This is a genomic window from Cupriavidus sp. 10L45 (genome assembly GCF_056395225.1).
In genome coordinates, this window is the sequence record NZ_JBFTJC010000006.1 from 193,846 (window position 1) to 215,174 (window position 21,329).

The 21,329-nt window shown below is 68.4% G+C and carries 19 protein-coding genes; 7 read left to right on the plus strand and 12 right to left on the minus strand.

What is annotated here, in order from left to right:
• The first annotated feature begins 13 nt into the window (after positions 1-13).
• Positions 14-1,015, plus strand: coding sequence for a TRAP transporter substrate-binding protein (locus AC1DFU_RS13075; RefSeq protein WP_092296418.1), 1,002 nt, complete (start codon positions 14-16; stop codon positions 1,013-1,015).
• A gap of 80 nt (positions 1,016-1,095) precedes the next feature.
• On the plus strand, positions 1,096-1,776 hold the full coding sequence (locus tag AC1DFU_RS13080; RefSeq protein WP_441593325.1) for a GntR family transcriptional regulator: 681 nt from the start codon (positions 1,096-1,098) through the stop codon (positions 1,774-1,776).
• Between the two features lie 10 nt (positions 1,777-1,786).
• Here the strand turns inward: AC1DFU_RS13080 and AC1DFU_RS13085 are convergent, their stop codons facing one another.
• From AC1DFU_RS13085 to AC1DFU_RS13095, 3 genes are all read right to left on the minus strand, one after another.
• Complete coding sequence (locus AC1DFU_RS13085) at positions 1,787-2,455, minus strand: hypothetical protein (RefSeq protein ID WP_441593156.1); 669 nt, start codon at positions 2,453-2,455, stop codon at positions 1,787-1,789.
• Positions 2,452-3,837: a cytochrome-c peroxidase gene (locus AC1DFU_RS13090; protein WP_092296427.1), complete on the minus strand. Its 1,386-nt coding sequence runs from the start codon at positions 3,835-3,837 to the stop codon at positions 2,452-2,454. Before AC1DFU_RS13090 ends, AC1DFU_RS13085 begins: the two co-directional genes overlap by 4 nt.
• Before the next feature lie 115 nt (positions 3,838-3,952).
• A complete protein-coding gene (locus AC1DFU_RS13095) occupies positions 3,953-6,103 on the minus strand; it encodes an alkaline phosphatase family protein (protein ID WP_092296430.1) in 2,151 nt (716 codons plus the stop codon).
• A 383-nt stretch (positions 6,104-6,486) separates the two neighbouring features.
• Between AC1DFU_RS13095 and AC1DFU_RS13100 the strand changes: the two genes are divergently transcribed.
• Positions 6,487-7,434, plus strand: coding sequence for a 2OG-Fe(II) oxygenase (locus AC1DFU_RS13100; RefSeq protein WP_441593159.1), 948 nt, complete (start codon positions 6,487-6,489; stop codon positions 7,432-7,434).
• Here AC1DFU_RS13100 and AC1DFU_RS13105 read toward each other — a convergent pair.
• From AC1DFU_RS13105 to AC1DFU_RS13125, 5 genes are read right to left on the minus strand one after another with little or no spacing between them, the layout of a single operon-like run.
• Positions 7,406-8,371: a tripartite tricarboxylate transporter substrate binding protein gene (locus AC1DFU_RS13105; RefSeq protein WP_477159784.1), complete on the minus strand. Its 966-nt coding sequence runs from the start codon at positions 8,369-8,371 to the stop codon at positions 7,406-7,408. The two genes, AC1DFU_RS13100 and AC1DFU_RS13105, sit on opposite strands and share 29 nt — an antisense overlap.
• Before the next feature lie 33 nt (positions 8,372-8,404).
• Positions 8,405-9,259 carry an amidohydrolase family protein gene (locus tag AC1DFU_RS13110; RefSeq protein ID WP_441593327.1) on the minus strand — a complete coding sequence of 285 codons (855 nt, stop codon included), beginning with the start codon at positions 9,257-9,259 and terminating at the stop codon, positions 8,405-8,407.
• 28 nt (positions 9,260-9,287) lie between these two features.
• The gene (locus tag AC1DFU_RS13115) at positions 9,288-10,496 is read right to left on the minus strand and encodes a CaiB/BaiF CoA transferase family protein (RefSeq protein ID WP_092296439.1); all 1,209 of its coding nucleotides are present in this window, start codon (positions 10,494-10,496) and stop codon (positions 9,288-9,290) included.
• 26 nt (positions 10,497-10,522) lie between these two features.
• Entirely contained in the window at positions 10,523-11,518 is a 996-nt protein-coding gene (locus AC1DFU_RS13120) for a tripartite tricarboxylate transporter substrate binding protein (RefSeq protein WP_441593163.1), read from the minus strand.
• A gap of 49 nt (positions 11,519-11,567) precedes the next feature.
• Positions 11,568-12,446: an HpcH/HpaI aldolase/citrate lyase family protein gene (locus tag AC1DFU_RS13125; protein WP_441593165.1), complete on the minus strand. Its 879-nt coding sequence runs from the start codon at positions 12,444-12,446 to the stop codon at positions 11,568-11,570.
• Between the two features lie 96 nt (positions 12,447-12,542).
• Between AC1DFU_RS13125 and AC1DFU_RS13130 the strand changes: the two genes are divergently transcribed.
• Positions 12,543-13,418: a LysR substrate-binding domain-containing protein gene (locus AC1DFU_RS13130; protein ID WP_092296448.1), complete on the plus strand. Its 876-nt coding sequence runs from the start codon at positions 12,543-12,545 to the stop codon at positions 13,416-13,418.
• Here AC1DFU_RS13130 and AC1DFU_RS13135 read toward each other — a convergent pair.
• The 3 genes from AC1DFU_RS13135 to AC1DFU_RS13145 all read right to left on the minus strand — a co-directional run bounded on the left by AC1DFU_RS13135 (position 13,341) and on the right by AC1DFU_RS13145 (position 15,940).
• Positions 13,341-14,312 carry a DMT family transporter gene (locus tag AC1DFU_RS13135; RefSeq protein ID WP_441593167.1) on the minus strand — a complete coding sequence of 324 codons (972 nt, stop codon included), beginning with the start codon at positions 14,310-14,312 and terminating at the stop codon, positions 13,341-13,343. The genes AC1DFU_RS13130 and AC1DFU_RS13135 overlap by 78 nt on opposite strands.
• Positions 14,309-15,232 (minus strand): bifunctional helix-turn-helix transcriptional regulator/GNAT family N-acetyltransferase, encoded by a 924-nt coding sequence (locus AC1DFU_RS13140; RefSeq protein WP_092296451.1) that lies wholly within the window; start codon positions 15,230-15,232, stop codon positions 14,309-14,311. Before AC1DFU_RS13140 ends, AC1DFU_RS13135 begins: the two co-directional genes overlap by 4 nt.
• A 78-nt stretch (positions 15,233-15,310) precedes the next feature.
• Entirely contained in the window at positions 15,311-15,940 is a 630-nt protein-coding gene (locus tag AC1DFU_RS13145) for a TetR/AcrR family transcriptional regulator (RefSeq protein ID WP_441593329.1), read from the minus strand.
• 73 nt (positions 15,941-16,013) lie between these two features.
• Between AC1DFU_RS13145 and AC1DFU_RS13150 the strand changes: the two genes are divergently transcribed.
• The 3 genes from AC1DFU_RS13150 to AC1DFU_RS13160 are packed head-to-tail and all read left to right on the plus strand — an operon-like array spanning position 16,014 to position 19,287.
• Positions 16,014-17,540: a flavin-containing monooxygenase gene (locus AC1DFU_RS13150; RefSeq protein ID WP_092296457.1), complete on the plus strand. Its 1,527-nt coding sequence runs from the start codon at positions 16,014-16,016 to the stop codon at positions 17,538-17,540.
• A complete protein-coding gene (locus tag AC1DFU_RS13155) occupies positions 17,537-18,505 on the plus strand; it encodes an alpha/beta fold hydrolase (RefSeq protein WP_441593170.1) in 969 nt (322 codons plus the stop codon). The genes AC1DFU_RS13150 and AC1DFU_RS13155 overlap by 4 nt, the downstream gene beginning before the upstream one ends.
• Positions 18,506-18,537: 32 nt before the next feature.
• A complete protein-coding gene (locus AC1DFU_RS13160; RefSeq protein ID WP_092296463.1) occupies positions 18,538-19,287 on the plus strand; it encodes a Coq4 family protein in 750 nt (249 codons plus the stop codon).
• Positions 19,288-19,299: 12 nt separating this feature from the next.
• Here AC1DFU_RS13160 and AC1DFU_RS13165 read toward each other — a convergent pair whose 3' ends face one another.
• Positions 19,300-21,297: a lactonase family protein gene (locus AC1DFU_RS13165; RefSeq protein WP_441593172.1), complete on the minus strand. Its 1,998-nt coding sequence runs from the start codon at positions 21,295-21,297 to the stop codon at positions 19,300-19,302.
• Positions 21,298-21,329 lie beyond the last annotated feature (32 nt).

Here is a 21,329-nt window from a genome sequence, read left to right on the forward strand (position 1 = left end):
CACAGGAGCCGCCATGACCCTCATCACCCGCCGCCGTTTCCTCAAGACCACCGCGCTGGCCACCGTTGCCGCGCCCATGGTCATCACCTCGACCACGCGCGCCGCCACGACCAAGGAGTTCCGCCTCGGGCTGATCACGCCCGCCGGGCACTCGTGGAACCGGGCCGCCGTGGCCTTCGGCGAGTCGCTCAAGAAGGAAACCGACGGCCGCCTGACCGTGACCGTGTTCCACTCGGGCCAGCTTGGCAATGAATCGGCGATGATGCAGCAGCTCCAGTCCGGCGCGCTCGACATGGGCTGGATCCAGGCGGCCGAACTCGGCTCGCGCGTCTCCAGCGTGGCCGCCATCAACGCGCCCTATCTGGTGCGCTCCACCAGCAGCGTGGCCAAGCTGGTGCGCACGCCGGCGGCCCTGAAGCTGCTGGACGCCCTGCCGCGCGAAACCGGCACCATCGGCCTGGGCTGGGGCATCACCGGCATGCGGGTCGTGTTCGCCACGCGCGACATCAATTCGCCGGACGACCTCAAGGGCATGAAGCTGCGCATCAACCCCACGCCGGTCTACCGCGACTTCTATTCGATGCTGGGCGCCGCGCCCACGCCGATCCCCACCCCGGCTGTGTTCGACGCCATGACCAATGGCCAGGTGGATGGGCTGGAGGCCGACATCGAACTGTCCTGGAACCAGCGCTACGACAAGATTTCCAAGTCCCTGCTGCCGATGAACGCGCTGTTCATGCCGTTCGCGCCGCTGGTCTCGGGCCGGATCTGGCAAGGGCTGGACGCGAAGGACAAGGACATCGTGCGCGCGCTGGTCACGCAGTCGCTGACCGCGCAGATCAACGACATCGTCACCACCGAGGCGGGGCTGATCGAGAAGCTCAAGCAATCGTCGGTCCATTTCAAGAGCGTCGCCAACTACGACCCGGCGCCGGCGATCCAGAAGTTCGACGCCCTGTGGGTGGCCAAGGCCCCGGCGATTCCGGAGCTGCGCAAGATCGGCGCCACGCTCTGAGTGCGCCAAGGCCCCCTGAGCCCCCCGGCGGCGGTCACGGCATAATGTCGACCGCCGCCCCCGCTGCCAACCTGTTCGAGATGCCGACACCTTCCAGAAACCAGAGCGCCGAGACTGACAACCGTGAAAAGCGCCGCGCCGCCGACGTGGCCTACGACCGCATCGAGACGCTGATCTCCAAGCTCGAGATCGCCCCCGGCAGCCCCGTGGTGGAGGCCGAGCTGGCCGAACTCACCGGGCTGGGCCGCACGCCCGTGCGGGAGGCGCTGGTGCGCATGGTGTCGATGGGGCTGGTGCTCCAGCAGCCCCGGCGCGGGCTGATCGTCTCGACCATCGACGTGATGGACCATCTGGACGTGCTGGCCACGCGCCGCGTGCTGGAGCGGCTGATTGCCGCCAATGCCGCGCGCCGCGCCACCGATACCCAGCGCAAGGCGCTGATCGCCAGCGCCCAGAAGATGGTCAAGGCCGCCCAGCGTGGCAACCTCGACGAATACATGGCCGCCGACCAGGCGCTGGACCACGTGAACCACGCGGCCTGCCGCAACCGCTCGGCGGTCAAGGCGGTGATCCCGCTGATCGTGCAATGCCGGCGCTTCTGGTACGCCTATCAGCACGAGGGCGAGATTGCCGAAGGCGCCCAGGCCCACCTGGTCATGGCGCAGGCCATCGCCAGCGGTAACGAAGCCGAAGCCGCCGACGGCGCGGAGCGGCTGATGGACTACCTGGAGCGCTTCGCGCGCCGCGTCGTCAACGCCTGATTTCCCCTCCTTACATCGGCTGCCAGCCGCCGCTGGTGGCCACCAACTGCTGCGTCAGCTCCATCGTGCCGCTGCCCCGCACCACGCGGGCCAGCACCGGGAAGGCGCCCTGCACCGCCGCGTCACTGGCCCACGGGGCCGGATCGAGCATGTAGGTGTAGCGGACGGTGGTGGTGGCGTGCGCCGCCCTGTCGCCCACGCCGCTGGCCTTGGGCGTGTCCCAGCCAGTCACCTTGTTCACGCGGACGTGCCCGTAGCAGAGATCCGGCTCGGCGGTGTCCGTGCCTTTCGCTGCCGTCCCGGGATGGGCATTGACGAAGCCGCGCCCCTTGTCGGTCAGGTCATAGCGCAGCGCCTTCACGGTTTCCGTCTCGCCGTTCTGGTGACGCAGCGTCATCTCGGCACTGGTGTGCGCCACCAGCCCGGCATGTTCGAGCGCGGGCATCTGGATGCCGTCGCGCAGTGTCCCCGCCACGGGCAGGTCCGGCACATCCACGGGCCAGCTATGGCGGCCGATGCAGAGGTCGCCGTGGGCTTCGAGCTGCTTCTCCAGCGCGGCGCGGAAGTTGGCTTCGTTGGGGGCGTCCGGGGCGCTGCAGCCGGCGAGCATAGCCAGCGCAGCAAGGGTGGCGAAAAGGATCGGTTTCATGGTCTTGGTGTCGATGGAATAAGGGGTCATGGCGTCTGTGCCTTGTGCGCGGCGTTCCGGGCGGCGTTCTCGGCCGCGGCTTCCGCCACCGTGTGGGCCTGCGGACCGCTCTCGGCGGTGCCCGCCGGCGGCACGAAGCCATCGGTCAGCGTCTTCAGGAAGACGATCAGGTCCTGCATCTCCGAGTCAGTCATCGGCGTGGCGCTCCCCGGCTTGCGCAAGTCCAGCGGCATCTGGTCGTCCAGGTTGGCGCGGTACGACGCCGGCAGGTCGTTGAACTTGTTCACGCGGCCCCGGGCATCACGCGGGTACCACTTCTCCGGCGCGGTGTCCCGGGTGTTGTAGAAGCGCACCACCTCCTCCAGCGACTTGAACACCCCGTTGTGCATGAACACGTGGCGCGTGGCCACGTTGCGCAGCACCGGCGTCTTGAACATGCCGCAGGTGGCCGCCGCACCCTTGTCCTTGCCGGGGCGATGGTCGGTGCGCAGCGGGCCGCACAGGCCGAGGTCGAAGTACTTCGGATCGGCGTTGGCCGGGATCTCCATATTGCGCGGCACGCCGATGGCGGCGAACGAGTAATCGCTCGTCATGTCCTGGCTGCCGTCGTTGCCACCGCCGATCAGGTGGCAGGCCATGCAGTTGCCCTTGTTGGGATCCAGGAACACGCGCAGGCCGCGGACCTCCGCATCGGTCAGCGCGCCGCCGAGCTTGTTGTTGCGGTAGCGGTCGAACTTGCTGCTGTAGGGGTGGAAGCTGCGGTCTTCCACCTGGAACGCCTGGAGCGCGGCGCCGACCAGCGTGAAGGCGCGCTCGGTGTCATCGAACACGGTGGCGCCGTAGGTCTGGCGGAAGGCGTCGGCGTGGGCGCCGTGCTGTACGGCCTCGACCACGGCGGCTTTGCTCGCATTGGCCATCTCGTTGGACGCCAGCAGCGGAATCGCGGCCTGCTCGGCGATGGTGTTGGCGCGGCCGTCCCAGGTCAGGCCGCCGCCGGGACCGGGCGGGCTGACCATGTCGGGGTTCTCGAAGGTATCCGAGTAGGCGTTGGTGTACTCCTTGTACATCAGCGTGGGCACCGCGCGCGTGCCCGGCGCCTTGCCGTCGGCCCCGCCCAGCTGCACCGAGAGGTCATTGGCTGGTGCGTAGGCGTGGTTGGGGTCGTGGCAGGTGGCGCAGGACATCTTGCCCGTGCCGGACAGCGAGGGATCGAAAAACAGCTTCGCGCCGAGCTGCGCGGCGGGTGACAGGGGCGATGCCGGAGCCGATGGCGCCGGCGCGGAAACGGTCTGCACCGCGGCCTTGGCTGGCGTGGCAGCGTGCGGCGCCGTCTCGGTGGCCGGCTTGCAGCCGACGAGCGTGACAGCACACGCGGCCGCCAGCAGGCTGGCGGCAAGAATGGAGTGGGACATGGTCTGGATCAGCGGTGGCAGCCGGGCGCACAGCCGGGCCAGGCCCGGTTGCGCACCATAAGAAGATCGGGGCCCCGGGCGACGGCCTGCGCCGCGCGCCCGGCGCCCCGCCACATCAGGACTTGATCGCCCAGATATTGGTCTGCGTGGCATCCGGCCCGCTGGCCGTGTTGCCGCCGCTCAGCGTGCCGCTGCCGCTCACACCGCGCGTGGCGCCGCCCGAGACGATATCGCCGGCCTTGACCACGTAGTTGTGGTTCATCGGACGCACCGAATCGAAGTGGGTGTTGGCGCTACCCGAGTACTCGGCCAGATTGGCCAGGTTCTGGGCGATGTACTGCTCGGTGTACTTCGAGCGGTTCATGTACGACGTCGGCACGCCCGGGTCGGCCAGCGCGAACATGTCCTGCATCGTGCGCACGAACGAGAAGTGGCTGTAGGCATCCGAGTCGATGACCTGCTTGGGCGCGCCCGGCTGGTTGGTCAGCAGACCGAAGATGGTCGGACCATCGCCCTTGTTGCCGCCGTTGTAGCGCGGAATCGCCGTGGTGATGCCTTCGTCCAGCGGAGCGCCGCTGGTGGCAGTACCGCCCACGTTCCAGCCGCAGCACGACGAACTGCCGAAGAAGCTCGACCCTTCGTCGAACAGCATGACGATGGCCGACCGGCGGCTGGTGTTCTGCCACACCGGCGATGCCTTGATGGTCTCCACCAGGTACTTGGCGTAGGCGTCGCCGCGCTTGATGCCCGGCACGCCCGAGGTGCAGTCCGCCACCGCCGAGCCGGTGCCGTGGATGTCATCGCACTGGTCGGGGACGATGTAGTTCAGCGCGCCCACGTCGCCGCTCTTCAGGTCATCCTCGAACTGGTGGGTGTTCCAGGTGATGCCGTGGCCCTGCGCATAGGTCTGGATGGCCGCATCCCACTGGCCGCCGCCCACGGTACGGTTCAGGTTCTTGAAGAAGTCCGGACGATTGCGCACCTCGTCGAAATTCACCGCCGGGTGGTGCTTGGTCTTGTACAGGCTGGAGATCATGGGCTCGGTGGCGCCCGCGCCGGACGTCACGTTGACGGCGGTGATGGCCGCGTTGCCGGCGCCGTCCTTGCGCGGGTCCTGGCCCGGGTCCATCGACTCGCTGTACACCCGCGTGCCCATGCCGGCGTTGTACATCGCCGTGAACAGGTTGCGGCGGCCCTTGAGGTTGTGGACCTTGGTGTCGGCGTTGCAGGCGGCCAGCGGCTGGTAGACGTCGGTCGGCTGGTTGGCGGTGTCGCCGGCCGGCAGGCAGTTCCAGGCGTTGTCGTCGGCCACGCCCCAGTCGTCGGCGCTGGCCAGCGAGATGTAGTTCGGCTCGCTGGGGTTGCCGGTGGAGAAATAGTTGGCCGCCTTGTTGCCTTCCTGGTTCAGGTACTTGTAGAAGTTCGGGTAGGCCGGATCGTCGATGGTCTGGTTGCTGTGGTTCTCGAAGACCACCACGAACAGGTGGTCGTAGCGCGGGATACCTTCCGGGTTGAACGCAGCGTCCTGCGCAGCCTTCAGCGTGGTGACCGGATCGGTGGCGGCATCGCTGATAAAGCCACGGTCGAGGATCTTCGAGGCCAGCGTGTAGCGCCCGGCGAGCGTGTTCGACTCGGTCAGCAGCGCGGTGGCGGCGTGGGCGTCGGCCACGCTGGCCGGCAGGGCCAGCACGTCATCGGCCTTGACCGTCACATCGGCGGTGCCGCCGGTGAGGCTCAGGCGGCTGGCGATGGCGGTCTTGGCATCGGCCACCGTCAGCGATTCGGCTTCGGTCAGGCGCACCACTTCCGTCGATAACGGACTGATGACTACCTGAGCGCCATTTGCCGCCTGGTCGGCCGCGCTGCGCAGCACCAGCTTGCTGGCGACCTTGGCCGGGGCGCCGCTGGCGTCCGTGTAGGTGGCGTCCGTGCCGACCACGGCCACCAGGCTCGTGGCCGCCGTGGTCAGCGTGAAGCGGCCATCGGCGCCGGTGCGGGTGGAGGCTTCGCCGCTGTCGCACGCGCCGTTGCCGTTGGTGTCGGCACACACGGTGGCGTTGGCATAGGCGATGGGGACGATGGTCTGCTGGACGGCATCGCCCGTGCTGCTCTTGGCGTAGTCCACGCCCGTGGCGGACGATTGGGCGACGCCAGTCGGGTTCTTGATCGCCGTGCCCATCACGCTGCCGCTGACCGTGGCCGGGGTGGCGTTGGGCGTGGACGCGGCCGGGGTGCCGCCGTCATCGCCGCCGCAGGCGGTCAGCATGGCGGCTGCGGCCAGCGCCGTGAGTAACGGAACAAAGCTGTGGTGGTTTGGGTGCATTGTATTTTTGGCTCGCCGGGCTAGGGCGATATGTAGTGGGTATCGTTGGAGTGCCGCACCCAAAAGCCCGCCCCGTCGCGATGGTTCTGGCGGGTGGCCCGCCTGCGCGAGGGAGTTTTTCGACGGGGGAAAGCCGGTACGCGATTCCCTGTCATGTGTGCAGCGGACCTGATCCTAGGAGCCAAATATGACCGTTTGATTGCTCCGGTACCACACGAAAGTTACAGAAAATTTCAAGCCGGCAACCGGTTGCATGCCGCGCGCAATGCCGGGATACTGGCGCCGCCCGTTACCCATGCCGTCCCATGCACGCCTCGCCCCAATCCTTGACTACCCCGCCGCGCCAGCTTGCCACGCTGCATTTCACCGCCGAGTTGCGCGACTGGATCGTGCAGGCCTTGCAGCGCGGCGGCCGTCCGGATGAACTGGTGCGCGCGCTGGCCGCGCAGCGCTTTGCGCCGGACGTGGCGCGCGAACTGGTGGAGGCTTTCGCCCGCGTGCTGCGCGAGGGACTGCCAATGCCGGAGGGCAGCATCACGGTGGAGCGCACCGCCCCCGCCACGGCGCCAGCCCAGCCCCGGCTGCCGCGTGCGTCGGTGCTGCACGGTGGCGACCGCGACGTACCCGTGCTATCCCGCACCGAGCGCCCCGTGGTGGCCGTGCTCGAAGGCGTGCTCAGCCATGATGAGTGCGATGCATTGATGGCGGCGGCGCGGCCTCGCCTCGCGCCATCGACCCTTGTCGATCCACGCACCGGCGAGCACATCGTGAGCCCGGACCGCACCAGCGAGGGCATGTTCTTCCGCCTGGCCGAGGCGCCGTGGCTGGCTACGCTCGACGCCCGCATTTCAGCCTTGATGCAGATGCCGATGGAGAACGGCGAGGGCTTGCAGGTGCTGCGCTACGCCCCGGGGGCGCAGAGCCGCCCGCACTTCGACTTCCTGATGCCGAACAACGCCGCCAATCGGGCGTCGATTGCGCGCAGTGGGCAGCGTGTGAGCACGATGGTGATCTACCTGAACGACGTGCCGGCGGGCGGGGAAACGCTCTTCCCCGAGCTCGGCCTGTCCGTGGTGCCGCGCAAGGGCAATGCGCTGTACTTCGAGTACTGCGACGACCACGGCCAGCTAGACGGCCGCACCTTGCATGCAGCCGCCGAAGTGCTGGCCGGCGAGAAATGGGTGGCGACGAAGTGGATGCGGCAGCGGCGCTTCGTGCACGCCGCCGAAGCCGAGCGCCAGGAACTTACTCCACCCGAATCCCGCGCGCCTTGACCAGCGCCTGCCAGCGCGTCGATTCGGTGTGCAGGAAGCTCTTGAACGCCTGCGGCATGTTGCCGACCGGATCGAGCCCGGCCTGCTGGAGCTTGGCGCGCACGGCCGGGTCCGCCACCGCCTTCTGCACCGCGTTCGCGATGGTCTGCACGCGGTCCGGCGGCGTGCCCTTGGGCACGAAGACGCCGTTCCACTCCAGCACCTCGTAGTTCGGCATGCCGCTCTCGGCCAGCGTCGGCGTATCGGGCAGCGCCTTCAGGCGCGTCTTCGAGGTCACCGCCAGCGCGCGCAGCTTGCCGCCGGTCACGTACTGGAGCGTAGAGGCCGTATTGCCGAAGTAGGACGCCACCTGGCCGCCCATCACATCGGTCAGCGCCGGCGCGCCGCCTTTGTATGGCACGTGAAGCAATTCGATCTTGCCCTGCTCGTTGAACATCTCGGCGGCCAGATGGGAACCCGTGCCAGCGCCGGCGGACGCGTAGGTCAGCTTGCCGGGCGTCTTCTTTGCGGCAGCGATGAACTCGGCCACGGTCTTGTACGGCGCGTTGATGGCCACCACGAGGATCTGGGGCGCCGTGGCGACCAGCGAGATCGGAATGAAATCGGCCGATGGGTCGAACGGCAGCTTGCGCAGCGCGCCGTTCACGGCGAAGGCCGAGGCGTCGTAGAGCACCGTGTAGCCATCCGCCGGGGCCTTCGCCACGGCGTCCGCGCCGATCACGCCGCCGGCACCCGGCTTGTTGTCGATCACCACGGTCTGGCCGAGGAGTTCGCCCACCTTCTGGGCGACGACCCGCGCGGTGTTGTCCGCCCCGCCGCCGGCCGAGTACGGCACCACCATGCGGATGGGCTTGTCCGGGAAGGCGAAAGCGGCGAGCGGCACGGCCGCAGCCAGGGTCGCCACGGCCTTGCCGAGGCGTTGCAGGGTCTTGCTCATGGTTGTCTCCGTTCTTGAGTTCTATGGACCGGCTTACGCGGCCTCGAATCCGTACAGCGTGGCGGGGTTGTCCACCAGGATGCGGCGGCGCGCCGACTCGGTGCCGGCCCAATCGGCCAGCAGGTCGAACAGCAAGGCATCGTCCGGCTTGGCGTGCGGCTCGGTGGAATGGGGCCAGTCGCTGCCCCAGACGAGCCGCTCCGGCGCCGCCTGCACCCACGCACGGGCCACCGGCGCGATGTCGGCATACCCACCGCCGGCGCCGACCATCGAATCCAGATAGGCGCCCGACAGCTTCAGCCACGCACGGCCCTCCGCCAGCAGCCTGGACACCAGCGCGAACGCCGGGTGCGCCGTGCCGCCGGGCAGCGGCAGGCGGGCCAGATGGTCGAATACCAGCGGCGTGGGCAGCCGCGCCAGCAGGTCGCCATGGGCGACGATCTGGTCGGCAGTCCAGTGCAGTTGCAGATGCCAGCCCAGTTCGGCGATGCGGTGCGCCAGCGTCTCCACCATCTCGAAGCCCACCACGGCGTGGGCCGGGGTGTACAACGAGAAGCGGATGCCCCGGATACCGCCGGCATGGAGCGTCTCCAGCGTCTCGTCGGACACATCGGGCCGCACCACCCCCACACCGCGCGTGCTGGCGATGCCAAGCTGCCGAATCGCATCGAGGGTGCAGCCGTGATCGGTGCCGTAGCAGCGGGGCTGGACGATCACCGCGCGACGCGTGCCCAGCAGCGCCTGCACGCGCCGGTAGTCCGCCACGGTGGCGTTGGCCACAGCCGGGGCGATGGCCGGGAAACGCGAGTCGTAGATATGGAGATGGGCGTCGCAGGCGTCCGGCCATGCCGTGCTGCGTGGCGCGGCGCTGGCCGAACTGTTCGGCACGGGATGGAAGCCAGCCTCGGTCTCCCCCTCAGCCACGGCCAGCCAGCCGGTCGGCCGCCTCGCGGACGGTGTCCCCGTGCTGGTCCAGCGCCGGCGCGGCAAACGGCTCCGGGCCCGGCGTGCGGCCAAACTTCACGGCGCGCGTGAAGCCGCGATAGCGGCCCACCACCGGGTGATCGAACGTCGTCACCATCTCCTCGGCCAGCACCTGCGGGAAATCGAACATGTCTTCCACCGAGCGCGCCGCCGCGCAGGGCACTTCCTCGCCGAACTCGGCCTCCCATTCCAGCGCCGACCGCTGCTGCAGGGCCGCGTGCAGCTTGGGCAGGATCTCGCCCTGATGCTGGGCGCGCTTGCGCACGCTGTCGTAGCGGTCGGTGGAGAGCAATTCCCCCAAACCCGTCTTCTCGCACAGGGCGCGCCAGAAGTGCGGGGTGTTGGCCGAGATGTAGAGATAGCCGTCCCGGGTGGGATGGATGCCGGTGATGCCGCCCGAGCGCATGTCGCGCCCCACGTCGCGCGGCTCCGAATCGGCCCAGACCATGCGGGCCGACTGCATGGTCAGCGCCGCCCGCAGCAGCGACACGCCCACGTACTGCCCCACCCCACTCTTCTCCCGCTCATAGAGCGCGGACGCCACGCCGCCCGCCACCAGCGCCGAGGCGTAGTAGTCCACCACCGAGCCGTACAGGATCTCGGGCGGCCCGCCGTGCTTGCCCTGCAGCGTGCACATGCCGGTCATGGTTTGCAGCACCTGGTCGTAGCCGGCCTTGTCCTTGAGCGGCCCGGCCTCGCCGTAGCCGGTGACCGCGCAGTAGATCAGGCGCGGATTGACGGCGGCCAACTGCGCGTAGCCGATCCCCAGCCGCCCCGGCACGCTGGGCCGGAAGTTGTGCACCAGCACGTCGGCCTCGCGCACCAGCGCCAGCAGTCGCTCCAGATCGGCCGGAGCCTTCAGGTCGAGCACCACGCCCAGCTTGCTGCGGTTCACGCCCAGGAAGGCGCGGGACTCCGTCTCCAGCGTGGACGGGTACTTGCGCAGGTTGTCGCCGACGGGCGGCTCCACCTTGATCACGTCCGCGCCCTGATCCGCCAGCAGCGAGCAGCCGTACGGCCCCGCGATATAGGCGCTCAGGTCCAGCACGCGCACGCCGCTCAGCGGACCGGGCTGTCCTGCCCGTGGCGCGCCGAAACCGCCCGCCTGGCCCTCGGTCTGGCCCTTGGTGTTGGGTTGCATACTCACTCCGAAAATTCTCTAAATACTCAATCCGCGACGATGTTCTGCTGCTTGGCCAGCGCCTTCCAGCGGGTCACATCGGCGGCAATCGTCTCGGCGAACTTCTGCGGCGTGCCCGGCGTGACCTCGGCGCCTTCCTTCAGGATCGCCTCCTTGACGGCGGGCTTGGCCAGCGCCTGATTCACCGCCGCGTTGAGCCGCGCGACAATCGCCGGCGGGGTGCCAGCCGGCGCCAGGAAGCCCCACCAGAGTTCGAACTCGTAGCCGGGCACGGCGGTGGCCATCGGCACCAGATCCGGCGCAATCGGGCTGGGCTTCAGGCTGGTGATGCCCACGGCGCGGACCTTGCCGGCGCGCACCATCGGCAGCAGCGACGGCCCGCTGGAGATCAGCAGTTGCGTCTGGTTGCCGATCAGGTCGGTCACGGCCGGGCCCATGCCCCGGTACGGCACGTGGGTGATGGCGAGCTTGCCGGCCTGCGCCTTGAGCAGTTCGGTGCCGAACTGGTTGACGCTGCCCGGGCCGGACGACGCGTAGTTGTATTTGCCCGGATTGGCGCGGATGGCGTTGACCAGCTCCTGCGGCGTCTTGGCCGGGAAGTCATTGCTGACCGCCACGATGAACGGCCCGTGGGCCACCATCGCCACCGGCGCGAAGCTCTTCAAGGCGTCGAACGGCAGCTTGCTCTGGATGGCCGCGTTGGTGGTCATGCTGGAGGACACCGCGACGAGCGTGTAGCCGTCCGGCGCCGCCTTGGCCGCCAGGCCGGTGCCGGTGTTGCCGCTCGCGCCGGGGCGGTTGTCGATGACCACGGGCTGCTTCAGTTCCTCGCCGATCTCCTTGGCCACGATGCGCGCGAAGATGTCGTTCGAGCCGCCCGGCGGGTACGGCACGATCAGGGTGATGGGCTTGGAGGGGTAGGCGCCCTCGGCGACGGCCACAGCCGGCACAGAGATCGCGGCCGTTGCAGCAACCGTCAGGCCAAGGCATGCCACGGCACGCAGCGACGATGGATTCGTCATGGTGTTTGTCTCCTGTGTGTTTTTTATATAGATACTGCGGGGAATCCGATCAGGCGGCGATCAATCCAAGCTTCCGGCCAATCTCGACAATCGCCTGCGCGCGGCGCACAAACGGGGGATCGATCATCTTGCCGTCCACCACATAGGCGCCCACGCCCTTGGCGTCCGCCTCCTCGGCAGCCACCACCACGCGCAGCGCGTGGGCGATTTCCTCGTCGGACGGCCGGTAGACTTCGTTGGCCAGCGCGATCTGGCTCGGGTGGATGCAGCTCTTGCCCAGGAAGCCCATCTGGCGGGACATCTCGGCCTCGGCGCGGAAGCCCTCGGTGTCGCGGATATTGGCGAACACCGTGTCGTAGGCATAGACATTGGCCTCGGCGGCCGCCATCCGCACGGCGAACATGGCGGAGGCAATCGCCGCCGTATTGCGTCGATGTACGCCAGCCGGCTCGAACAGGTCGCCCAGCCCAAGCTGGAGGCCCGCCACACGCGGATGGGCGCCGGCCAGTTCGGCGGCCAGCCGCAGCGCCCGGGGCGTTTCGATATTCAGCAGCAGTCCAACCTTCGCATCACTATCGCCAAACCCATTGGCCCGTTCGGCCTGTTCGATGGCCGCCGCCGCGCGGCGCACGTCATCGGCACTTTCCGGCTTGGGCAGGTTCACCAGATGCAAACCCGGCACGACCACCGCCGCCAGATCAGCCTCGAAATGTGGCGTATCGAGACCATTGACGCGCACGATCAGCGTCTTGGTGCTGGCGCGCGTCTCGGCGGCGCGCAGCAGGCCGGACAGCAGCACCCGGGCCTCGCCCTTCTTCTCCTCGGCCACCGCGTCCTCGAGGTCGAACGACAGCGCGTCGGCATCGCTCGCCAGCGCCTTGGCGAAAAACTCGGGGCGTGAACCGGGCACGAACAGCTTGCTTCTCATGGCGAATACCGTATCTCCGTGGGGGTGACAGGCAGTGTCCGCGAACCGATGAAAAAGATAAACTATCCTTTACTACGTTCGTACATTAGAAATTCTATGGAAACCGCTTACCTGAAGGCGTTCGCGCTGGTGGTAGAAACCGGCACGCTGGCGGAAGCCGCGCGGCGGCTCAATGTGACCCCGGCGGCGATCTCGCAGCAGATCCAGGTGCTGGAGCGGCAACTCGGCACCACGTTGCTGGGCCGGGCCGGCCGTACCGTGGCGCCCACCGAGTCCGGGCGACGGCTGGCGGAGCGCTGCGTGACCCTGCTGCGGGAAGTGGATGAACTGAGGGGATGGGTGAATCAGGCGGACGCCGTACGCGAACTGCGCATCGGCACGATCAACACCGCGCTGCACAGCCTGCTGCCGGACGCGCTCGCGCGGTTCGCGGCGGTGCACCCCGGGGTGTCGGTGCATATCCGCTCGGCGCTGTCCCACGAATTGTTCGATGCGGTGAAGGATGAATCACTCGATGCCGCCGTCTGCCTGCATCCGCCCTTCGCCCTTCCCAAGACCTTCGCCTGGGATTTGCTGCGGCAGGAGCCGCTGGTGGTACTGGCGCCGGCGCAGGACCGCGACGCCGATCCGCACGAACTCCTGCGCACCCGGCCCCTGATCCGCTATGACCGCAGCCTGGGCGGCGGCAAGCAGGCCAGCGACTACCTGCGCCGGGCCGGCATCACGCCCGCGCAGGAGCGCTTCGAGCTGAGTTCGCTGCTGGCCATCGCCATGATGGTGGACCGTGGGCTCGGGGTGTCGCTGGTGCCGGACATCGCCTCGCCGCTGACCGCCGGGCTCCATATCGCCAAGCTCCATCTGCCGATCGAGCCGGAGCCGCGCCGCTTCGGCCTGCTATGGCGCCGGACGTCGCCCGGGGCCAGCGTGATCCGCTCCTTCCTCGAGCAGGCCCGGCTGGCGGCGGGTACCTGATCGCGCGACCGTGCGGCCCTGCTGGGTGATCAGCAGCCCGCTGACCACCAGCGCAATCGACACCAGCAACGACCCCGACGGCCACTGGCGACCCACCAGCAGTTCCAGCACCGCCGCCGCCACCGGCCCCAGCGCCTGGAAGCCGACGACCCGGCTCGCTTCCAGCCGCGTCAGCGCCCAGAGCCAGCAAAAGTACCCCACGCCGCTGGACAGCCCGATAAACGCGACATGCCCCCACTGCGTCAACGACAGGGACGGCCACAGCGGCTGCCCGGTCGTCGCGCAGAGCGCCAGCAGGAACACCACCGCCGCGCACATCGCCAGCACGCTGGTCGGCAAGGCGGGATAGCGCTGCAGCAAGGGCCGAACCAACAGGCTGCTCACGGCGCCGATCACGGTCGCCCCGATCAGCGCGGCCATCGCACCAAGGTGTGTGCCGCCGCCGACGCCACCGAGGGGCGCCCCATGCAGCAACACCGCCACGCCCGAGACGGCGCAAACCAGCCCCGTCAGCTTGGGCAGGCTGAACGCCTCCTGCCCGCTCAGCACGGCCAGCAGCATCGTGAACAGCGGCATGGTCGAGAAAACCAGCGCGCAGGTGGCGGCCGAGAGCACGCCGATCGCGTGGTTCAGCAGCACGATCAGCACGGCGAACTGGCACACGCCCAGCCCGGCGAGCACCGCCACATCCTTCCGGGCAAAGCGGGTGCGGGTCCGGGCGCGCATGCCGAGCCAGGCCGGCCCGATCAGCACGCACAGGCCAATCAGATAGCGCAGGAAGGCCAACGTGGCTGGCGACGCATCGGCCGACACCGCCCGGGTCGACACCATCGCCGCGCCCACCAGAATGCCAGTCAGCGCGGCCGCGACGATGGCCGAGGGGTCGCCCCTCACAGATCCCGCGCCCAGATCTGACCGACAAGATCCTTGCCGAAACTGTGGTGGGCCTCCTCCTCCACGAGCGTGAAGCCGGCCTTTTCGTAGATCTTGCGCGCGTCGGTCAGGATGTCGTTGGTCCACAGCATCATCCGCTTGTAGCCCACCCCGCGCGCGAAGCGCAGGCACTCATCCACCAGCCGATGGCCGATACCCAGCCCGCGCGCGCTGGCATCCACATAGAGCATGCGTAGCTGGGCGGTCTCCGCGTCATGCCGCACGACGAACACCGAACCCACCGCCTTGCCGTCCTTCTCCGCAATCCAGCAGCGCTCGGCGCTCGGGTCGTAGTCGCGCAGGTACTTGGCGACGATCTCCGCCACCAGCGCCTCGAACTCGCTATTCCAGCCGTACTCGCGCGTGTACAGCACCGCCTGCTGGCGCACGACCCAGCCCATGTCGCCCGCCTGCGGGTCACGCAGGATGTAGCTCGGGGTCGATTCGCCGAGCAGGGCTTCGATCTGCGTCATGGCGTCCACCAGTTGCTGCTGGGTGGACTCGGTCATGCGGCCCAGCATCGCGGTCACCTCGTTGCGCGAGGCCAGGTTCAGCACCTCGAAGGTGGCCCGGCCGGCATCGGTCAGCGCCAGTTCGCTGACGCGGGCATCGGCCTGCGAGCGGGTCTTGGCGACCAGCCCCTGCTTCTCGAAACCGGCGATCACCCGGCTCAGGTAGCCGGCGTTCAGGCCCAGCTCACGGCACAGGTCGGACGAGGTCAGGCCCGTGCGATGGGCCAGCTCGTAGAGGATCCGGGCTTCGGTGAGAGAAAACTCGCTTTCCAGCAGATGCTCGTGCAGCAGGCCGATCTGGCGGGTGTAGAAGCGATTGAAGCGGCGCACGGTTTCGGCGCGCGCAAGAACTTGCGGATTGGGAGACATGTCGGGGACGATTTATTTGCCTGAGGCAAATTATTTGTTGCCTCAGGCAAATAAATCAAGAAATTCCGATGGACGCGCTCAGTCCCTCGCGCCCAGTTTCAACACCAGCGCCAATTGGAGCGCGGTAGCGGCCACCGTATCCACCTCCGGCACATGCTCGTGACGAATCCAGTGCAGCGCCACGTGGATGATGCCGCCCGCCACGCCGGCCAGCAGCATCGGATCGGGCTCGGGCGCACCCGGCAGCAGCGTCCGGGCGAGCAGTCCGCCGAATTCGCGCAGGGACCGCCCCAGCGCCTCGTCCACCAACCGGCTCACGCCCCGGATCTCCACCAGGAACACCCGGGCCGAGCGGGGCTCGCACTGCAATGTGCCGAAATAAGCATGCAGGATAGCCAGCGCGCGATGCTCGCCATCGCCCCCGGCATCCTCGCCCGCCTGTTCGATGCGCAACAGCAACCGGTGCGTGACCGTTTCAAACGAAGCCAGCAGCAACGCTTCGCTATTGGCGAACGATTCGTAGAAGTAACGCTCGGTCAGGCCGGCGGCTTCGCACACGGCCTTGACCGTGGCGTTCTGGTAGCCGCGCTCGCCGTAGACCTGCACGGCAGCGGCAATCAGCTGGGCGCGGCGCTGGGCGCGCCGCTCTTCGGCTTCGGCGCCGCGATAGCGGCGGGCGGGGATCAGCTCGGCAGTCATGGGCGCCAGTATGACATTCCCTATTGTCAGATGGCGTCTGACAACCTATGTTGTCAGAACTCCCAAGATCCGGATGCCCGTCATGACCGCCCCCACTCCCGATGACGCAGTCCTCGATGTCCTGATCGTCGGCGCCGGCCTGTCCGGCATCGGCGCCGCCCGCCAGCTCCAGCAGCGCTGCCCCGACAAGCGCTTCGCCATCCTCGAAGCCCGCGACACCCTGGGCGGCACCTGGGACCTGTTCCGCTATCCCGGCATCCGCTCCGACTCGGACATGTACACGCTCGGCTACCGCTTCAAGCCGTGGCGCGGCGCCAAGGCCATTGCGGACGGCCCGTCCATCCTCAGCTACATCCAGGAAACCGCCGAGGAAGCCGGCATCACGCCCCACATCCGCTTCGGCCACAAGGTGGTGGGCGCGGCGTGGGACAGCCGCGACGCCTGCTGGACCATCGACGCCGAACGTGCGCAAAACACCACTCCGGCCGTCCGCGTGCGGCTGCGCGCCCGCTTCCTCTACGTCTGCGCCGGCTACTACAGCTATGCCGAGGGGCACCGCCCCGCCTTCCCGGGCGAGGAAACCTTCCGGGGCCAGATGGTGCACCCGCAGTTCTGGGATCCGTCGATCGACTATGCCGATAAGCGCGTGGTGGTGATCGGCAGCGGCGCCACCGCCGTGACGCTGGTGCCGGCCATGGCCGACACCGCCGCGCACGTGACCATGCTCCAGCGCTCGCCCACCTATATCGTGACCCGCCCCGGCGAGGACGCCATCGCCAACAAGCTGCGGCGCCTGCTGCCGGAGCGGCTGGCCTACCGCGCCACGCGCTGGAAAAACGTGCTGCTGGGGATGTTCTTCTTCCAGCTCGCCCGCCGCCGGCCCGAGAAGGTCAAGCAGCGGCTGGTCAGCATGGCCGCCGCGCAGCTCCAGCCGGGCTTCGACGCCGCCACGCACCTGACCCCGCGCTACAACCCGTGGGACCAGCGCGTCTGTCTGGTGCCCGATGGCGACCTGTTCCAGTCGATCCGTAACGGCCGCGCCTCCATCGTCACCGATCAGATCGAACGCTTTACCGAAGATGGCATCGTGCTGAAGTCCGGCCAGACGCTGCCGGCCGATCTGGTGGTGGTGGCCACCGGGCTCAAGCTGAACATGCTCGGGGACATCGCCGTCCATGTGGATGGCCAGCCGCGCCGGCCGTCCGAGCTGCTCGCCTACAAGGGCATGATGCTGAGCAACGTGCCGAACCTGGTGCTGGCTTTCGGCTACACCAATGCGTCCTGGACGCTGAAGGCCGACCTGACCGCCGAGTACGTCTGCCGGCTGCTCAAGTACATGGATCACCACGGCCATCGCTACGCCCTGCCGCAGGTGGACCCGGACGTGCAGCGCGTGCCCTTCCTCGATTTCAGTTCCGGCTACGTGCAGCGCGCCGCCGCCGTACTGCCGCGCCAGGGCCACCGCAAGCCGTGGCGCGTGTATCAGAATTATCTGATGGACATGCTGACGATCCGCCATGGCCGCATCGACGATGGCGTGCTCCGCTTCGACACCACGCAGGCCACCACGATGCCCACCCAAGACCCCCTCGCCGAAGCCCAATCATGAATGCCTTGCTGATTTTCGTACTCGTCATAGCGATAGTGGTGCTGGTACCGCTGGCGCTGCTGTTCCTGTTCACCTGGCGCACGGCACGCAAGATCGAGGCGGCCCTGCCGCCCACCGGCCGGTTCGTCGAGGTGCCCGGCGCCCGCCTGCACGTGGTGGAGCGTGGCGAGGGGCAGCCGGTGCTGCTGGTGCACGGCCTGGCCGGTCAGCTCGCCAATTTCGACTACGGCATGATCGCGCCGCTGGCGCGTGACTTCCGCGTGATTGCGGTCGACCGCCCCGGCGCCGGCTACTCCACCCGCACGCCCGGCGCCCCGGCGGACCTGCGCGCGCAGGCCGACACGCTCGCCGCGCTAATTGACCATCTCGGGCTGGAGCAGCCGCTGGTGGTCGGCCATTCGCTCGGCGGCGCCATCGCGCTGGCGCTGGCCACCTATCACCCGGCGCGCGTGGGCGGGCTGGCGTTGATCGCCCCGCTCACCCATCCGCCCGAGGTGGTCTCGCCGGTGTTCAAGGCGATGGCCATGCAGAGCGCGCTGATGCGCAAGCTGATCGCCTGGACGCTGCTGATTCCGATGTCGATCCGCAACCGCGAGCAGGTCATGGAGGTCGTCTTCGGCCCGGACGCGGCGCCAGCGGACTTCCCCACGCGCGGCGGCGGCCTGCTGGGGCTGCGGCCCGGCCATTTCCTCGGGGCGTCCGAAGACCTGCACGGCGTGGCGCACAGCCTGCCGCCGCTGCTGCCCACCTATGGCGATCTGAAGATGCCGGTCAGCATCCTGTTCGGCCGCGAGGACCGCATTCTCGATTACCGCGAGAACGGCGAGGCGCTGGTCGCCAAGCTGCCGGCAGCCCGGCTGACATTGGTGGCCGGCGGGCATATGCTGCCGGTGACGGCCGTCGAGGCCAGTGTTGATTTCGTGCGTAACGCCGCCGCCAGCCTGCGCGCGGCGGTGCCCGCCTGACCTTCCTGCCCGTGATGACCGAGGAGCCTGCCATGGCCAGTTCCGCTTCCCCCTCTCCCGCCCCCTCGACTGCGTCCGATCCCTACCAGCGCGACCTGCTCACCGCCTTCCGCGCCGTGCGCAAACTGCTGGCGGACGGCAACGACACCGAGCAGGTCTTCCTCATCATGCGGGCGCTGAACGGCCCCGCCATGCCGAAGAACTACCGCCGCCTGCTCAGTACGCGGCAGGGGCGGCGGCTGGCCTACCAGCGCATCGAACTGGCCGAGCGGCTCACCGACCCGGCCTTTATCGCCAGCTTCGCGCCGGGCACGGTGGGCGCTGCCTATCGGCAATTTCTGGAAAAGACCGGCTATAGCGCCGATGGACTGGCCAAGGTGTCGAACCTGAACCAGGAGCCGGTGATGGAGGACGCCTATCTGTGGTTTGGGCGCCGCACGCGGGACATCCACGACATCTGGCACGTCCTGACCGGCTATCGCGCCGATGAGAGCCTGGGCGAGGCGGCGCTGGTGGCCTTCAGCTACGCCCAGACCGGCGGCACCGGCTGGGCCTTCATCGCCGTGGCCGCCGCCCTGAAAAGCCTGCGCGTCTCGCGCAGCACGGCCTTCGCCCGCGCGGTGCTGGAAGGCTACCGCCGGGGCCGCCGTGCCGGCTGGCTGCTGGGGGAAGACTACGAAACCCTGCTGCACGAGCCGATGGACGCGGCGCGCGCCCGGCTCGGGATTGCCGAACCGGCGCGCTACCTGGCCTGCAACCCGGCGCAGGCCTGGACAGCGTAACGAGCCGCCGATTTATGGCGTAGGCTGCACAATCGCCATGCCGACATTGCCCCTGCCCGAGGCGAATGGGCTGCCCGGCAGCGGCGTCAGCAAGCCAGTCGTCGCATTGATCTCGAATCCATACACCGGCCCCGTGTAGGACGGCGTGTAGAGGTAGCGGCCGTTCGGTTCGATCCGCAGGCGCTGGCCGGTGACGCTGGCGGGCGTGCTCCCGACACTGAAGTCGACCAACCCCGTCGCGAGATTGCGACGGAACACTTCGATGCTGTTACTCATCGAGCCAAGGACATAGGCGAACGAAGGCGCGAGCGCGACATCGGTCGGCCCGGCCGCGGCCGTCGGGAAGTCCGCGACCGCCGCGACCATCCCAGTGCTGGTGTCGATCAGGCCGATGCCGAGCGAATTGCTGAAAAGGTTCGCGAAGAACAGGGAACGGCCATCGGCAGACACGGCGCCCCCGCCCGGCCGGGCGCCAAGGCTCGGCGCGGTGTTCGGCGTGGACAGGACACCGGTCATCGCATCGAAAGGCATGCTCCAGAGCAGGTCCGGCATGGCGTTCATCGCGTAGACATACTGGCCGTCCGGGGACACGGTGAGCCCCGTCGTGACACTCGACATGCCGCTCGGCTGCGTGGTCGAAGGCGTCAGCGCGTACGTCGCGGCGTCGATGCCATACGTTGCCACGGATACGAGCCCACCAACAAACAGCCACTTGCCGGACGGGTGCATGGCGATAACCTCCGGACCCGGCAGGGTCAGGGCCGTCGCCCCGGGGATGGCCGCCAGCGCGCCGGTGACCGGGTCCAGCCGGAATCCGACGACCGTGCTGTTGTCCCCCGCTATCGCATAGCCCACCAGTCCCGAGGGCAGGAAGGCGATGTCGTTGATCTGGTTCACGCTCGGGAACGGACTGTTGGGCACGGCGGCCAGCACGCCGGTATTCGGATCGATCCGATAGACCGAAATCGTCAGATCGATGTTATTGGGCACCACCACGAACTGCGCCTGCACGCAGGTAATCGCCACGTTGGTGACGTTGGCGGCGGCGATGGTGCCGCTGCCGTTCTGCACCGTGCAGGTCTGGCCGGCCGGCTGGGCGAACACGGTGACGTTGTAGGGCGTGGCATCGGCCAGCCCGCTGGAGACGGTGAAGGCGCCGTTGGCGCTGACAACCGCCGTATCCCCATTCACGCCGGAAAGCGTCAGGCTCTTGCCCGCCGCCAGCCCGGTGACCGTACCGCCGACGCTGTAGGTAGGCGGCGGCGCGGTCGGACGCGCCAGCGCGGCGTTGGCGCACAGGCGAGTGCCCGTGGGGGCGTCCGCGCAGGCGGCCAGCACGGCCGAGCCGGCCAGCCTGGCCGAGGACGGGCTGCTGACCTGTGCCGAATGGCCGTCCGCCGCTGCCGTCACGGGGAAGGTGGCGTCGCCGGTGGTCCACGACCAGTTGGTCAGGTCGGCGATCCCATCGACCCCATCCGAGCGGCGTACGGCTGCGGTCACGGTCTGCGCCGCCGCGCCAGCGGTCAGGGTCAGGTTTGCCGGCGACAGGGTCAGCGTGTATGACTTGGCCGGCGCTGCCTGCACCACGAGATGGGTGACCGAGGTAGCGCGGCTGCCATCGGCAAGCGTCGCCGTGGCGGTGATATCGACTTTCCCGGCATTCCGGGTCTGCACGGTGGCGTAGGTACCGACAAAGACCGAGGCCGAAACACCCGTCGGCGCCTTGTCCGAAGCCGCCGTGACTACGGCGACCGATTCATCGGAAGACGTCCAGGCAAAGCTGGCGCCTTTGACCTCGCTCCCATCGGCGGCCAGCAAGGTCGCCTTGAGCGTCAAGCTGCTGCCAGCCACCGGCGCGCCGCTGGTGGTGTCGACCACCACCTTGGTCGCCGCAGGTGTGGCCGAGGGAGCCGGCGCGGCCTTGTCATCGGAACCGCAGGCGGTGAGCACCGCAGCGGCAAGCAAGGCAACGCCGAACGCGCGTGCGCCGGCAGGAAGACGAAGGAACATGGAACCCGACCCCGTAATGTGATTGGAATGGT

What these genes read in the sequence shown, in the direction of transcription:
- AC1DFU_RS13165 (WP_441593172.1), bottom strand. Translation starts at nt 21,297, where the DNA reads ATGTTCCTTCGTCTTCCTGCCGGCGCACGCGCGTTCGGCGTTGCCTTG.
- AC1DFU_RS13140 (WP_092296451.1), bottom strand. Translation starts at nt 15,232, where the DNA reads ATGTCTCCCAATCCGCAAGTTCTTGCGCGCGCCGAAACCGTGCGCCGC.
- AC1DFU_RS13150 (WP_092296457.1), top strand. Translation starts at nt 16,014, where the DNA reads ATGACCGCCCCCACTCCCGATGACGCAGTCCTCGATGTCCTGATCGTC.
- AC1DFU_RS13095 (WP_092296430.1), bottom strand. Translation starts at nt 6,103, where the DNA reads ATGCTGACCGCCTGCGGCGGCGATGACGGCGGCACCCCGGCCGCGTCC.
- AC1DFU_RS13075 (WP_092296418.1), top strand. Translation starts at nt 14, where the DNA reads ATGACCCTCATCACCCGCCGCCGTTTCCTCAAGACCACCGCGCTGGCC.
- AC1DFU_RS13160 (WP_092296463.1), top strand. Translation starts at nt 18,538, where the DNA reads ATGGCCAGTTCCGCTTCCCCCTCTCCCGCCCCCTCGACTGCGTCCGAT.
- AC1DFU_RS13115 (WP_092296439.1), bottom strand. Translation starts at nt 10,496, where the DNA reads ATGCAACCCAACACCAAGGGCCAGACCGAGGGCCAGGCGGGCGGTTTC.
- AC1DFU_RS13105 (WP_477159784.1), bottom strand. Translation starts at nt 8,371, where the DNA reads ATGAGCAAGACCCTGCAACGCCTCGGCAAGGCCGTGGCGACCCTGGCT.
- AC1DFU_RS13085 (WP_441593156.1), bottom strand. Translation starts at nt 2,455, where the DNA reads ATGACCCCTTATTCCATCGACACCAAGACCATGAAACCGATCCTTTTC.
- AC1DFU_RS13090 (WP_092296427.1), bottom strand. Translation starts at nt 3,837, where the DNA reads ATGTCCCACTCCATTCTTGCCGCCAGCCTGCTGGCGGCCGCGTGTGCT.
- AC1DFU_RS13130 (WP_092296448.1), top strand. Translation starts at nt 12,543, where the DNA reads ATGGAAACCGCTTACCTGAAGGCGTTCGCGCTGGTGGTAGAAACCGGC.
- AC1DFU_RS13120 (WP_441593163.1), bottom strand. Translation starts at nt 11,518, where the DNA reads ATGACGAATCCATCGTCGCTGCGTGCCGTGGCATGCCTTGGCCTGACG.
- AC1DFU_RS13155 (WP_441593170.1), top strand. Translation starts at nt 17,537, where the DNA reads ATGAATGCCTTGCTGATTTTCGTACTCGTCATAGCGATAGTGGTGCTG.
- AC1DFU_RS13125 (WP_441593165.1), bottom strand. Translation starts at nt 12,446, where the DNA reads ATGAGAAGCAAGCTGTTCGTGCCCGGTTCACGCCCCGAGTTTTTCGCC.
- AC1DFU_RS13080 (WP_441593325.1), top strand. Translation starts at nt 1,096, where the DNA reads ATGCCGACACCTTCCAGAAACCAGAGCGCCGAGACTGACAACCGTGAA.